This window comes from Bradyrhizobium sp. UFLA05-108 (assembly GCF_059803455.1).
On record NZ_JBANAZ010000005.1, the window covers coordinates 176,386 to 189,421 of the forward strand.

The following is a 13,036-nucleotide window of genomic DNA, read 5'->3' on the forward strand; positions in this document are numbered from 1 at the left end:
GCTCTGGATGGGTTTCGCTTCGCCCTACCCATCCTACAGCCTTAAAAAGCGAACCAGGCTTTGGCGACGATCGTCGCACCACACCAATTCGAGACCAGGCCAGCGGGGTTGGTAATGGGATCAACGCGGCCACCCGGCCGCGCATTTGGATCTCCAGTAAAGACGAAGCAGTTCTCTTTCGACAGATTGGTGTCGTAGTAGCGCAGATCGAGGTTGACGGCCTTGTAGGTAAAAGTCACGCCCGCATGCCAATTGAGATAGGCAGGTAACGGGAAGCTGCCGAGTTGCGGAGCCTGATTGCCGAACCAGGAATAGCCGACGGCCGTCGTGAACGACACGCCCAGGTTCTTCGGAAGCTGGGGGGGTGGCACATCATAACCCAACCCTGCCGCCACATATTGACTCCAGGCACCGGTGTTCGAGACGTTCGGAGAATAGGCGTAACCAGCGGCGATGCGAAAGGACTCGCCGATGCTTTTGTCGCCGCGAATGGCCGTCTCCCAATAGTTGATGCCGTTCGTCACGCCGGGGAACTTTTCTCCGGGATAGGCGAAATAGGTCACGCCGAGATCGAAATCGATATTTGCGATCTTCGGGCGGATACCGCCTGCCATGGTAAACTCAGCGACTGGTTCGGTGGGCAGCCTGACAGTGGCCATCGTAGCGCCGGCGTACAAAGAGCCGAACCTTGCCTCAAATGCGGCGCCCGCCGCGGGGTCACGACCGGACAGCGTCGTCCCGCGATAGACGTAGTCAGATGCAAACCCGGCGCGGGCGCTGAATTCAAGCTCACTGGCCGACGTGGCGTGGCTTGTTTCGGCTGCGGACCAGCCGCGATTGCCAAGTCCGATCGCGCCGCTAGCACTGGTCTCGGCAGTCTCGGCACGCGTTGCACTGCCTGCCATCGGCGCCAGCCACAAACCAACGAACGCAGCAATCGAGACGCCGCCCAACTGCCAATCCGCTGCTGCGCCTCTTCGCCGCACCCTTGCCTATCCTCCGAGAGCTACCGCCACACTGACCAGCACACCACCCATGACCACCATCGAAAGGCCCGCCGCCCAAGGTCGAAGTCCGCTACGATATCCGAACGCGTAACCACAACAAAACAGCATCACGATGGCGACGGCGTAGGAAACCCGCAGCGCCAATTTGGCGTCGCTCAGGAATATGAAGGGGATTACGATCGGAAAGGTCGAAGCGAAGCTCAGCAGGCAAAGAGCAAGAGCTCCGATCCAGTCGTGTTTCGTCAGCCTCGGGCGTTCGGACGGTTCGGGCAGCTGCAGCAACTGTTGCCGTGTCAGTTCCAGCTGCTCCAGAGGCAGAACCGACGCCAATTCCGGTGGCAGCGCGTCGGTGATGACGCGCCGCGCCGTTTCAGGATCCGGCGACCGCCGTATTGCGCGCATCGTCAGGATCTTGAGTCCGCGGTCATTGATGCAGCCCAACAGATAAAGACCACCGTCAACGATGCCCCAGGCCAGGTTGCATCCGAGTGCGCCGACCAGCATCGTTTGGCTCCTGATATCGTCCGCGGTCGCGACACCGAAACTGCAGATGAAGGTGAGCACCATGATGAGGCCGAACAGGGTCTCGGAGATCCGTTCCATCGGATCCAGCACGCGGCCGAGACGAATATCTGAAACCGCTGACATCAGGGTCGACCTTGCTGACTACAGGGAGCAGACCTTCTCGATATAAGCGCGAAGCGAAGTATCGCGTGTCGTAGCACGATCGAAGTTCGGAGCCGGCGCCACCGCTCGCCAATTTCGGATTATTCGATAGTAGAGTTTTGCCACTGATTTGCCCGACGTGTCAAACGGTTTCGCAGAAGGCGGGCGGGCACCAAGCCCGCAACCGTCTACTTTGCATGGGGTTGTTCTCGAGATTTTTGATCGGCATTCGCAACGGACTCTCCCAAACGCAAAAAGCCCAGCCTCGCCTTGCGAGACCGAGCTTTCGCTGCTTGACCGATGATCGCGCCGCAACGCGATGCTACGATCAGCTCTGCGAGCGACGCGCCATGAAGATGTCGTAGCCGACCTCGGCGACCTGGAACCAGGCGTAGCCGTCGTTCGAGAACTTGGTCAGGGACTCGTAGACCTTCTTGAAGTTGGGGTTGGTCGCGCTGACCTCGGCATGCAACTCCTTCGCCGCCTTGTAGCAGGCGTCCATGATCGGCGGCGAGAAGGCGTGCAGCTTGGTGTTGTTCGCAAGCAGCTTGCGCAGCGCCATCGGATTGGCCTGGTCGTAGCGCGCCATCATGTAGTTGTTGGCGTAGTGGCCGGCCTGCTCCAGAACGCTCTGGTAGTACTTTGGCAGCGCGTTCCATTTGTCGAGGTTGACGAAGGCGAGCAGCATCGGGCCACCTTCCCACCAGCCGGGATAGTAGTAGTGCGGCGCGATCTTGTAGAAGCCGAGCTTCTCGTCGTCGTAGGGCCCGACCCATTCGGCCGCGTCGATGGTGCCCTTCTCCAGCGCCGGATAGATGTCGCCGCCGGCAAGCTGCTGCGGCACCACACCGAGCTTCTGGAGCACGCGACCGGCAAAGCCGCCGATGCGGAATTTCATGCCCTCGAGATCGCCGGGCGTGTTGACCTCTTTCCTGAACCAGCCGCCCATCTGGCAGCCGGTGTTGCCTGCAAGCAGCGAGATCACGTTGTAGCTCTTGTAGAACTCGTTGAGCACTTCACGGCCACCACCCAGCATGTACCAGGCCTGATTGATGCGCATGTTGGGACCGAACGGCACCGACGAGCCGAAGGTGAAGGTCGGGTCCTTGCCGAAGTAATAGTAGGACGCGGTGTGGCCGATCTCGCAGGTCGCGTTCTGCACGGCATCGAGCACCTGCAGGCCCGGCACGATCTCGCCGGCAGCGAAGATCTGGATCTGAAATTTGTTGTCGGTCGCCTCCGCGACCATCTTGCACATCATCTCGGCGCCGCCATAAAGCGTATCGAGCGATTTGGGCCAGCTCGTCGGCATGCGCCATTTGATCTCCGGCATCGATTGCGCGATGGCGGGAGCGGCGAGCGTGGCGGCGCCGGCGGCGCCAAGTCCGGTGACTTTGATGAAGTCTCTTCTTTTCATGTTTCCTACCCTGATGGTTGTGATTGTGTGAGCCTTCTTGCGAGGCTTGGCGGGTAGCATGGAACAACCCGTTACCGATTTCCATACACAAAAGCCCGGCCTCGCGAACGAGGCCGGGCTTCCCGACTAAGACTTAAGACCTAGGATTGCGGCCCCCCGGGGGGCCCTGCCCTGATCAGCCGCGGGTGCGCGAGCGGATCATGAAGCTGTCATAGGTGTATTCGGCGACCTGCCACCACAGATATTCATCCGAGCGGTAGGCCTGCATCGCGTCAATCGACTTCTTGAAGTCGGGGTTCTTGGCCGAGATCTCGGCCCACAGCTCGTTGGTCGCCTTGAGGCACGCCTCGAGCACTTCGTTGGTGAAGGGACGAAGCTGGGTGCCGCCGGCCACCAGCCGCTTCAGCGCGGCTGGGTTCTGCAGGTCGTATCGCGCCGCCATCCAGGTGTTGGCGTTCGCCGCCGCGTTGGTCAGGATCGCCTGGTAGTTCTTCGGCAGCGCATTCCATTTGTCCAGGTTGGCGAAGGCGTGGACCATCGGACCGCCCTCCCAGAAGCCCGGATAGTAGTAGTACTTGGCGACCTTGGCGAAGCCGAGCTTCTCGTCGTCATAGGGACCGACCCACTCGGCCGCGTCGATGGTGCCCTTTTCCAGCGCCGGATAGATGTCGCCGCCGGCGAGCTGCTGCGGCACCACGCCGACCTTCTGGAGCACCTGGCCGGCGATGCCGCCGATGCGGAATTTCAGGCCAGAGAGATCGGCGACCGTCTTGATCTCCTTGCGGAACCAGCCGCCCATCTGCGTGCCGGTGTTGCCGCAGGGGAAGCCGATCACGTTCGTCTTCTTGAAGAACTCGTTCCCAAGCTCGGCGCCGCCGCCCTGGTACCACCAGGAGTTCTGCTGGCGCGCGTTGAGGCCGAACGGCACCGAGGCGTAGATCGCGAACGTCGGATCCTTGCCGACGTAATAGTAGGACACGGTGTGGCTCATCTCGACCGTGCCGTTGGAGGTCGCATCCAGCGCCTGCAAACCCGGTACGACCTCGCCGGCGGCGAACACCTGGATCTGGAACTTGTTGTCGGTCATCTCGGCGACGTACTTCGCCAACTGCTCGGCGCCGCCATAGATGGTATCGAGCGATTTCGGAAAGCTCGATGTCAGGCGCCACTTCACCTCGGGCGAGGACTGCGCAATCGCCGGCGAGGCCACCGCGGTCGCCGCCGCGCCTGCTGCCGACACTTTCAAGAAATCACGACGCTTCATCTTCAGGTCTCTCCTTGCTGGGGGCGTTTCCCCGACGTCTCTTTTGCCGCCGCTAGGTCTCGGCGATGCGCGATGGCCGCGTCGAACCGAAGGCGCTTGACTGCCGCGGCCTTTAGCACGGAAGGCCAGCTTTCGGAACGCGACAATGGCATGACAGGACTGTACGAAAGTCGCATGCCTCGGCGGAGGGCCTTAGCCTGCGGAAATTACGGACTTGAGCTGGTCCCGGATCTGGCCCGCGATGGCGCGATAGATCGCCGCATGGGGCCCGCCCGGCTCGCTGTCGACCACCGGTTTTCCGGCATCCGAGGTCTCGCGAATCACCATGTGCAGCGGGATTTCGCCCAGGAACGGGACGGCGAGCTTCTCGGCCTCGTGTCGCGCTCCGCCATGGCCGAAAATGTCCGATTTCGTGCCGCAATGCGGGCACTGGAAATAGCTCATGTTCTCGACGATGCCGAGCACGGGGACGTTCACCTTCTTGAACATGGCAAGGCCCCGCCGCGCGTCGATCAGCGACAAATCCTGCGGAGTCGAGACGATGACGGCGCCCTTCAGCGGCACGTTCTGCGCGAGCGTGAGCTGCGCATCGCCTGTGCCCGGCGGCATGTCGACAACCAGGATGTCGAGCTTGCCCCACTCGACGTCGCGCAGCATCTGCGTCACCGCCGACATCACCATCGGCCCGCGCCAGATCATCGCGGTCTCTTCCTCGACCAGGAATCCGATCGACATGATCGACAGACCAAAACGCTTCAGCGGAATCATCTTCCGCTCCTCGTTCAGCTCGGGCTTGTCGTGCAGGCCCGTCAGCCGCGGCACCGAGGGACCGTAGATGTCGGCATCTAACAGCCCGACCTTGAGGCCGAGATCGCGCAGGCCGAGCGCGAGGTTGAGCGCGGTGGTCGACTTGCCGACCCCGCCCTTGCCGGAAGCGACCGCAATGACGGCGGAGACGCCGGGAATCTCGGACTGCCGCGACATCGGCGATGTGCCGCCCTGCGGCGGCCGGTGAGCATGTGCCGGCTGTACCCCGGGCGCGCCGCGGCTCGGCGGAGGTGGCGCGCTGCCCGGCTTGCGCTCGGCGGTCAGCGCCACCATGGCCGTGGTGACGCCGGGAATGGCACGAACGGCGGCCTCAGCCTCGGCCCGGACATGCTCCCAGGCCCGCGCCTCCGCGGCATCGACATTGATGGAGAAGAACACCTTGCCGTCACTGGCACTGATCGCGCTCAGCACATTGGCGTTGGTGAGCGCGACCCCGCGCGGCGACTTGATCCGGCTGAGGATTTCGAGAACCTGTTGCTGCGTCACGCTCAAAGCGCATCTCCTAAAGTCACGATGCGACCCATTAGAGCGGAAACGCCCAAAAGGCTACTGCCTGCCGATATCGTTGGCCGTCTCGACAGGGGCCCCCGCCCCCTGCTCCTTGGCCGCCTCGTAATTCAGCTCGATCATGACCCCGTTGGGGTCGTGCACGAAGATCTGCCAGAGGTCGCCGCCGGGCACCTGCCGGGAGTCGAATGTCATGCCCTTGCCGCTCAGGCGCTGCCTCATGCCGTCGAAACCCCGGCTGATGAAGGCAACGTGATGGACAACGCCTGAATCGGGCTTTTGAGCCTCGTCCGTCACGGAAATGTCGACGAGATGCACCACCGGCTTGCCCTCGCTGTACATCCACGCCCCCGGGAAAGCAAAATTGGGTCGCGGGCCCTTCTCGAGGCCCAGCACGTCCTCATAGAAGCGAACGGTCTCGGCCAGTTTCCGGGTCCGGATGTTGAAATGATCGAGCACCCCAACGCTCACCGACATGCCTTGCACTCCTTTTTTTGTCCTTGTTCGCTCATCCTAGCACAGGAGACCTTCAAACGAACCCGTTGCCCTCCGGCCTCAAGGGTTTATGGTGCGCCTCCGATCCGCCCTCTTCGGGCGGAACCGCCAAAAACCCTCGAAGTGGCCGGGCCGCCTCAAAGGCCGGTCACAACCGCAAGAACACCCAAGCACAAGCAAGGTCACCCATATGGCTAAAGTCGCTTTCCTCGGTCTCGGCGTCATGGGCTTCCCCATGGCCGGCCACCTCGTCAAGAAGGGTGGCCATGAGGTCACTGTCTACAACCGCAGCGCGGCCAAGGCGAAGGAATGGGCGGACAAGTTCGGTGGCAGGACCGCACCGACTCCGAAGGCGGCTGCCGAGGGCCAGGATTTCGTGATGTGCTGCGTCGGCAACGACAACGACCTGCGCGCGGTGACGATCGGTCCCGACGGCGCATTTGCCGGCATGAAGAAGGGCGCAACCTTCGTCGACCACACCACCGCCTCCGCCGAAGTCGCGCGCGAGCTTGACGCGGCCGCCACCAAGGGCGGCTTCAGATTCATCGACGCCCCCGTCTCCGGCGGACAGGCCGGCGCCGAGAACGGTGTCCTGACCGTGATGTGCGGCGGCGCAGCGGACGCTTATGCCGGTGCCGAGCCGGTCATCGCGGCCTATGCGCGGATGTGCAAGCTGCTCGGGCCCGCGGGCTCCGGACAGCTCACCAAGATGGTCAACCAGATCTGCATCGCGGGACTCGTCCAGGGCCTCTCTGAAGGCATTCACTTCGCCAAGAAGTCGGGCCTCGACGTTGCGGCCGTGATCGACACCATCTCCAAGGGCGCGGCGCAATCCTGGCAGATGGAGAACCGCTACAAGACCATGAACGACGACAAGTACGATTTCGGCTTCGCCGTCGAATGGATGCGTAAAGACCTTTCGATCTGCATCGCGGAAGCCCGCCGCAACGGTGCAAACCTGCCGGTCACCGCGCTGGTCGATCAGTTCTATGCCGAAGTCGAGAAGATGGGCGGCAAGCGCTGGGATACGTCGAGCCTGCTCGCGCGGCTGCAACGTTGATGGCCGCTTGAGGCCGGACCTGTCTTGCTGATCGCGATCGCCGCCATCTTCGTCGTTGCCTACGCGGCGATCGCGTTCGAACATCCGCTCGGCATCAACAAGAGCGCGGCGGCGCTGATCGGCGCGGTTCTGCTCTGGACGGTGTACGCGGTCACGATCGGCGACCACACCCTGGTCGGACATCAGCTCGACGAATCCGTCGCCGCGACGGCGCAGATCGTGTTCTTCCTGATCGGCGCCATGACGATCGTCGAGGTAATCGACGCTCACGACGGCTTCGAGGTCATCACCTCGCGAATCCACACCACGAGCCAGGTTCAGCTCATGTGGCTGGTTGGATTCGTGGCATTCTTCCTGAGCGCGATCCTGGACAATCTGACGACCACCATCGTCATGGTCTCGCTGGTCCAGAGACTGATCGCCAGGCGCGATGACCGCCTGCTGTTCGCCTCCCTCATCGTCATCGCCGCGAATGCGGGCGGCGCCTGGACGGTGATCGGCGACGTGACCACGACCATGCTCTGGATCGGCGGACAAGTCTCGCCTGTGAACATCATGGGCGCGGTGTTTCCGGCTTCGATCGCCAACCTGCTCGTGCCGCTCGCGTTCATCAGCTTTTCTCTGAGGGGCAAGACGATTGCGCCGCCGCCGAAGGAAGACCGGCTGCAAGAGATCGAGCTGTTCGAGCGCAACTTGATGTTCTTCCTTGGGCTTGGCGTGCTGATCGCCGTGCCCGCCTTCAAGACGCTCACGCATCTGCCGCCCTTCATGGGAGTTCTGCTCGGTCTCGGCGTCGTCTGGCTGGTCGGCGAAATCATTCATCGCGAAAAGGACGAGCACGTGCGAAAGCCTCTCACGCTGGCGCATGCGCTGACCCGGATCGACATGAGCTCGATCGTGTTCTTCGTCGGCATCCTGCTCGCGGTCGCCTGCCTCGAGCATGCCGGCCTCCTGACGATGCTGGCGAGATGGCTGGAAACCACGATCGGCCGCCAGGACATCATCGTCGTCCTGCTCGGCCTGCTCAGCGCCATCATCGACAACGTGCCCCTCGTCGCCGCGACGATGGGCATGTACGACCTCGCGCACTATCCGCCCGACAGCTTCATCTGGGAGTTCATCGCTTATTGCGCCGGCACGGGCGGCTCGATCCTGATCATCGGCTCGGCCGCTGGGGTTGCCGCCATGGGCCTCGAGAAGATCGAGTTCTTCTGGTACGCCCGCCGCATCGCTGGACCGGCACTTGCCGGATATCTGGCCGGGGCCGTGGTCTATATCGCGCAGCACGCCGCGATGCATTGAGCCAGCCGTTCGCCGCAGTTCGACACGTCGAATTAACTCCCCGTTAACGCAATTCTTTAGCTCCTTAAGTCAGCTCTTAAGGATTTATTGCCAGAGATAGAGAATGCAGAAGGCCCGCGTCGGCGTGGGCAGGAATTCGTGTTGCTTGATGAGTAACCCCGCTGAAAAGCCCGAGGTCGTGCAGCTTCCGGCCGAGCCGGCGAGCGTGCCATCGGCGAGCAATCGCCGGGCTGCGGCGCAGCGGGTGCGCGAGGCCCGCGACAAGTTAACGTCGACCAGCGGAACACGGCCCGCCTTCGACAGCGAAATGCTGCGCCAATATGCACAGACGCGACTGTCGGCATCTTACGTCGTGATGTTGCTGGTGGTCGCGACCGGCCTGCTGTTCGGGCTGTGGATGCAGCCGGTTCCAGCGGCGCTCTGGACCGTCGGCATGCTCTGCATCCACGCGGCCATGACCAAGAGCTGCCGCCGCTATCTCGCCGAGCCGGCATTGCCCGCCGTCACGCGCAAATGGCGCACGCGTTTCGTCGTGCTCGACCTGCTCTACGGCCTGTGCTGGATGGCGATCCTGATCCATCCCGTGTTCGACGTCGTCACGGAAACGCTGATGATGTTCCTGATGTTGCTGGTGATCGCAGTATCGAGCATGCTGGCCGCCAATCTGCCAATTGCGGCGCTTGCGGCCACCGCGCCCGTGGCGGTGGCGATGGCGCTGAGCTTTGCGATGAGCGGCTCGCTGGACAATTACATCCTGGCGGCGCTGTCGCTCGCCGCCGAAGGCTATTTCGTGCTTTTGGCGCACCGGCTGCACTCCTCGACCTTCGCGACGCTGGAAGCGCGCGCGGAGAAGGACGCGCTGATCGGCGAACTGGAACAGGCCAAGGCGATCTCGGACGAGGCGCGGCACCGCGCCGAATCCGCCAATGTCGCCAAGTCGCGCTTCCTCGCGCAGATGAGCCACGAGCTGCGCACGCCGCTGAACGCGATCCTCGGTTTCTCCGAGGTGATGAAGAGCGAGATTTTTGGCCCGCATCAGGTCGCCGTCTACAAGGAATATTCCGCCGACATCCATAATTCCGGCGTACATCTGCTCAATCTCATCAACGAGATCCTCGACCTGTCCCGGATCGAGGCCGGCCGTTACGAGCTGAACGAGGAAGCGGTGTCGCTGGTGGGCATCGTCGCCGACTGCCATCATTTGATGAAACTGCGCGCATCGAGCCGCGGCATCACCATCCACGAGGTCTATGAGCAGGCGATGCCGCGGCTGTGGGCCGACGAGCGCGCGATCCGCCAGGTCGTGCTCAATCTGTTGTCCAACTCGATCAAGTTCACCCCGCAGGGCGGCGAGATCTGGCTGAAAGTCGGCTGGACCGCTTCGGGCGGGCAATATCTCTCGGTGAGGGATACCGGCTCGGGCATTCCCGAAGACGAAATCCCGGTCGTGCTCGCCTCCTTCGGCCAAGGCTCGAACTCGATCAAGTCGGCCGAACAGGGCGCAGGCCTCGGCCTTCCCATCGCCAAGAACCTCATCGACATGCACGGTGGCACGTTCACGCTGAAATCGAAACTGCGCATCGGCACCGAGGTGATCGTCACCTTCCCCCCGGAGCGCGTGATGAGCGCGCTTGCGCCGATGACGGAAGAAGCTCCGCCGCTGCAGCCCGACGGCTCCGGTGTCACGGACGAGAGACGGCGGCCGCGCCACAAGCCGATCATGAGTGCAGGCACGGGCTCCTGAGAGATGCTTGCAGAACTGCCCAGCGATCCTTCACTATGCGGGAATGAGCAAAGACACACCGTGCGTCGCCGTCTGCATGATCGACCCCAAGACAAAGCTCTGCTTCGGCTGCGGCCGCACGCTGCCGGAAATCGTGCGCTGGCACGCCATGGAGCGTGCCGAACGGCTCGCGCTCATGGCGCAGCTTCCGGCGCGTATGGCGGATGCGGGACTTTCAGCGATCGGTTCAGCGCCGAAATCCGCCTGACGCCGAGAAACGGAGGCGCGCGATGAGCCGCCTCTTCCTGGTGCTGTTGCTGTTGACCGCGACCGCGGGCGCCGTGGTCGCCTACAGGGATCCCGAGCAGGTCGCTCGGGCCAGCGACACCGTCTCCGATCTCATGCGCCACCGCACCAGCCTGAAGACGCGCGCCGTCGAGGTCCAGCGCAGCCGCGGCGGCGAATTCGCGCTGCAGGCGCGGATCAACGGCGTGCCCGCACCAATGGTGGTCGACACCGGCGCGACCTCCGTCGTGCTCACCTACGAGACCGCAAAGGCAGCGGGCCTCCCGCTGGAACTGCTCGACTATGACGTTGACGTCGAAACTGCCGGTGGCCGCACCAAGGCGGCGCGCCTGACGCTGGACCGGCTCGCGATCGGCAAGCTCGTCGAGCGCTCGGTGCCTGCACTGGTGGTGCCGCACGGCACGATGAAGACCAACCTGCTCGGCATGACCTTCCTCGACCGACTCGAGCGCTGGGAAGTCCGCGCCGACCGCCTGATGCTGCACGGATATCCCTAGACCCAAGCGACGCGGCCCGACGCCCGAAAGATCGTGGGTGTGGCATTTCCGGCTATTTACAAACCGTCTGGTCGGTTTATAACGAAACCCATCCCGGATCGGGGTTTGGATAATGCTGCGTTCGTGACGCGGCCCAGTGGGAGATTGAGAGTTATGACTGCCAGAGCCGCACCACGTCGCACGATTTGCGCCCTGCCCTTTGCCGTCGTGCTGACCGCAGGCGGCGCGAGCGCCGCCGACCTTTCGGCGCGCTATGCCGCGCCCGCCTCCGCCTACACGGCGCCGACGCCGGCCTATTCGTGGACCGGCCTCTATGCCGGCTTCAACGCCGGCTATGCCACGAGCGGCGACGATGCCTACAACAACCTCGTGGGCACGAGCGGCGGCAAGGTCAAGGGCGCCACCAGCGGCGTGCAGATCGGCTATAACTACCAGCTCTCGCCGATGTTCGTGGTCGGCATCGAGAACGACTTCGAGGGCGGCGATATCAAGAATCACGACGCGCTCAACAGCGCCGCCGTCAGCGTGCCCTGGTATATGACGGGTCGAGCCCGCGCCGGCATCGCGACGATGGACTCGCGGCTGCTGTTCTTTGGGACCGCGGGTCTTGCGACTGGCGAGTTGAAGGACGGCCCGATCAACAAGATGAAGATGGGCTGGACCGCGGGCGGCGGCGTCGAATGGGCATTTCTGCCCAAATGGTCGGCCAAGGCCGAATATCTCTACACCGACTTCAAGCACGACGATCTGCAGGACTGGAATGCCGCGAAATTCCACAGCGCCCGCGTCGGCGTGAACTACCATTTCGACCTGTTCCGCTGATCCGCCGAACGACGAAGAGCCGGATCGCCGATCCGGCTCTTCGCTTTCAACATTCAGAGGGTGTCGCTATTCCGCGGCTTCCGCCACCGCGCGATCGCCAACACGCGCGATCGCATCACGAAGGACGTCGAGTCCGGCCCCTGGCCTCACGCCATGCTCGGCAAGATGGCGGCGGAAGGCACGCGCGCCAGGCACGGCATGAAACGCACCGACGAAATGCCTGGTGATGGCGTGCAGCCGCATCCCGCGCGCAAGCTGCTCGGCGATGTAGGGCATCATGGCTTCGAATGCGGCCTGCATCGTCGCGTGCGGTGCGGCCTCACCGAAGAACTCCGGATCGACCGCAAGCAGCCGCCACGGATCGTGATAGGCGGCGCGCCCCAGCATCACGCCATCAACGTGGGCGAGATGGGCTCTCGCCTCATCGATGCCCGCGATTCCCCCGTTGATGATGATGGGCACGTTGGGCATTGCCCGCTTGAGACGATAGACACGATCGTAATCGAGCGGCGGGATGTCGCGGTTCTCTTTTGGCGACAGGCCGTTGAGCCAGGCCTTTCGGGCATGCACGATCAGCGCATCAGAACCCGCCGCGACCACTGCGCGCGCCAGGGCATCAAGAGCGACTTCCGGATCCTGATCATCGATGCCGATGCGGCACTTCACCGTCACGGGCACGCGCACGACGCGCTTCATCGCATCCACGCACGAAGCCACCAGTTCGGGCTCGGCCATCAGGCACGCGCCGAAGCGGCCATCCTTTACCCGGTCGGACGGGCAGCCGACGTTGAGGTTGATCTCGTCATAGCCGAAGTCGGCGCCGATCTGCGCCGCGAGAGCAAGTTCGCGCGGATCCGACCCGCCAAGCTGGAGAGCCACCGGATGCTCGCGCGCATCGAACGCCAAGAGCCGCGCCCGGTCGCCATGGATGACCGCGCCGGTCGTCAGCATCTCCGTATAAAGCAGCGCCCGCCGCGTCAGATGACGGTGGAACACCCGGCAATGCCGGTCAGTCCAATCCATCATGGGCGCAACGGAAAATCCACGATCTAACATATTGTTTTCATTAATGTTTATAACCTCTACCGGTCCAATCGACTTTTGATCCGAGGGAAAATCTGAAGCGCTAGAGCTAAAGCATT

General features: G+C 63.0%; 13 protein-coding genes. 6 read left to right on the forward strand and 7 right to left on the reverse strand.

From position 1 onward, the window contains the following. Window positions 1–41 precede the first annotated feature (41 nt). The 6 genes from SO140_RS05845 to SO140_RS05870 form a co-directional block, all read right to left on the reverse strand. On the reverse strand, window positions 42–953 hold the full coding sequence (locus tag SO140_RS05845) for a TorF family putative porin (RefSeq protein WP_449382238.1): 912 nt from the start codon (window positions 951–953) through the stop codon (window positions 42–44). Between the two features lie 39 nt (window positions 954–992). Then, window positions 993–1,655: a VIT1/CCC1 transporter family protein gene (locus SO140_RS05850; RefSeq protein WP_449382237.1), complete on the reverse strand. Its 663-nt coding sequence runs from the start codon at window positions 1,653–1,655 to the stop codon at window positions 993–995. A gap of 346 nt (window positions 1,656–2,001) precedes the next feature. Beyond that, window positions 2,002–3,090: a TRAP transporter substrate-binding protein gene (locus SO140_RS05855; RefSeq protein WP_449382236.1), complete on the reverse strand. Its 1,089-nt coding sequence runs from the start codon at window positions 3,088–3,090 to the stop codon at window positions 2,002–2,004. A gap of 175 nt (window positions 3,091–3,265) precedes the next feature. Then, complete coding sequence (locus SO140_RS05860) at window positions 3,266–4,354, reverse strand: TRAP transporter substrate-binding protein (protein ID WP_449382235.1); 1,089 nt, start codon at window positions 4,352–4,354, stop codon at window positions 3,266–3,268. Between the two features lie 192 nt (window positions 4,355–4,546). Continuing rightward, window positions 4,547–5,674, reverse strand: coding sequence for an Mrp/NBP35 family ATP-binding protein (locus tag SO140_RS05865; protein WP_449382234.1), 1,128 nt, complete (start codon window positions 5,672–5,674; stop codon window positions 4,547–4,549). Window positions 5,675–5,728: 54 nt separating this feature from the next. Then, window positions 5,729–6,166 carry a VOC family protein gene (locus tag SO140_RS05870; RefSeq protein ID WP_449382233.1) on the reverse strand — a complete coding sequence of 146 codons (438 nt, stop codon included), beginning with the start codon at window positions 6,164–6,166 and terminating at the stop codon, window positions 5,729–5,731. A 208-nt stretch (window positions 6,167–6,374) separates the two neighbouring features. On the opposite strand from SO140_RS05870, the gene SO140_RS05875 reads away from it, so the two are divergent. The 6 genes from SO140_RS05875 (at window position 6,375) to SO140_RS05900 (ending at window position 11,894) form a co-directional block, all read left to right on the forward strand. Next, window positions 6,375–7,244 carry an NAD(P)-dependent oxidoreductase gene (locus SO140_RS05875; RefSeq protein ID WP_449382232.1) on the forward strand — a complete coding sequence of 290 codons (870 nt, stop codon included), beginning with the start codon at window positions 6,375–6,377 and terminating at the stop codon, window positions 7,242–7,244. 24 nt (window positions 7,245–7,268) lie between these two features. Then, entirely contained in the window at window positions 7,269–8,546 is a 1,278-nt protein-coding gene (gene nhaD, locus SO140_RS05880; protein ID WP_449382231.1) for a sodium:proton antiporter NhaD, read from the forward strand. A gap of 148 nt (window positions 8,547–8,694) precedes the next feature. Then, window positions 8,695–10,290, forward strand: a complete 1,596-nt coding sequence (locus tag SO140_RS05885; protein ID WP_449382230.1) for a sensor histidine kinase — start codon at window positions 8,695–8,697, stop codon at window positions 10,288–10,290. Between the two features lie 43 nt (window positions 10,291–10,333). Further along, window positions 10,334–10,537, forward strand: coding sequence for a DUF1289 domain-containing protein (locus SO140_RS05890; RefSeq protein WP_449382229.1), 204 nt, complete (start codon window positions 10,334–10,336; stop codon window positions 10,535–10,537). A gap of 22 nt (window positions 10,538–10,559) precedes the next feature. Further along, window positions 10,560–11,072, forward strand: a complete 513-nt coding sequence (locus tag SO140_RS05895; RefSeq protein ID WP_449382228.1) for a TIGR02281 family clan AA aspartic protease — start codon at window positions 10,560–10,562, stop codon at window positions 11,070–11,072. A 153-nt stretch (window positions 11,073–11,225) separates the two neighbouring features. Then, window positions 11,226–11,894, forward strand: coding sequence for an outer membrane protein (locus tag SO140_RS05900; protein WP_449382227.1), 669 nt, complete (start codon window positions 11,226–11,228; stop codon window positions 11,892–11,894). A gap of 66 nt (window positions 11,895–11,960) precedes the next feature. Here SO140_RS05900 and dusA read toward each other — a convergent pair whose 3' ends face one another. Beyond that, the gene (dusA, locus tag SO140_RS05905) at window positions 11,961–12,950 is read right to left on the reverse strand and encodes a tRNA dihydrouridine(20/20a) synthase DusA (protein WP_449382226.1); all 990 of its coding nucleotides are present in this window, start codon (window positions 12,948–12,950) and stop codon (window positions 11,961–11,963) included. Window positions 12,951–13,036: the final 86 nt, after the last annotated feature.

Coding starts and splice junctions, on each gene's coding strand:
- SO140_RS05875 (WP_449382232.1), top strand. CDS start 6,375: ATGGCTAAAGTCGCTTTCCTCGGTCTCGGCGTCATGGGCTTCCCCATG.
- SO140_RS05890 (WP_449382229.1), top strand. CDS start 10,334: ATGAGCAAAGACACACCGTGCGTCGCCGTCTGCATGATCGACCCCAAG.
- SO140_RS05860 (WP_449382235.1), bottom strand. CDS start 4,354: ATGAAGCGTCGTGATTTCTTGAAAGTGTCGGCAGCAGGCGCGGCGGCG.
- SO140_RS05895 (WP_449382228.1), top strand. CDS start 10,560: ATGAGCCGCCTCTTCCTGGTGCTGTTGCTGTTGACCGCGACCGCGGGC.
- dusA (WP_449382226.1), bottom strand. CDS start 12,950: ATGTTAGATCGTGGATTTTCCGTTGCGCCCATGATGGATTGGACTGAC.
- SO140_RS05900 (WP_449382227.1), top strand. CDS start 11,226: ATGACTGCCAGAGCCGCACCACGTCGCACGATTTGCGCCCTGCCCTTT.
- SO140_RS05885 (WP_449382230.1), top strand. CDS start 8,695: ATGAGTAACCCCGCTGAAAAGCCCGAGGTCGTGCAGCTTCCGGCCGAG.
- SO140_RS05850 (WP_449382237.1), bottom strand. CDS start 1,655: ATGTCAGCGGTTTCAGATATTCGTCTCGGCCGCGTGCTGGATCCGATG.
- SO140_RS05855 (WP_449382236.1), bottom strand. CDS start 3,090: ATGAAAAGAAGAGACTTCATCAAAGTCACCGGACTTGGCGCCGCCGGC.
- SO140_RS05870 (WP_449382233.1), bottom strand. CDS start 6,166: ATGTCGGTGAGCGTTGGGGTGCTCGATCATTTCAACATCCGGACCCGG.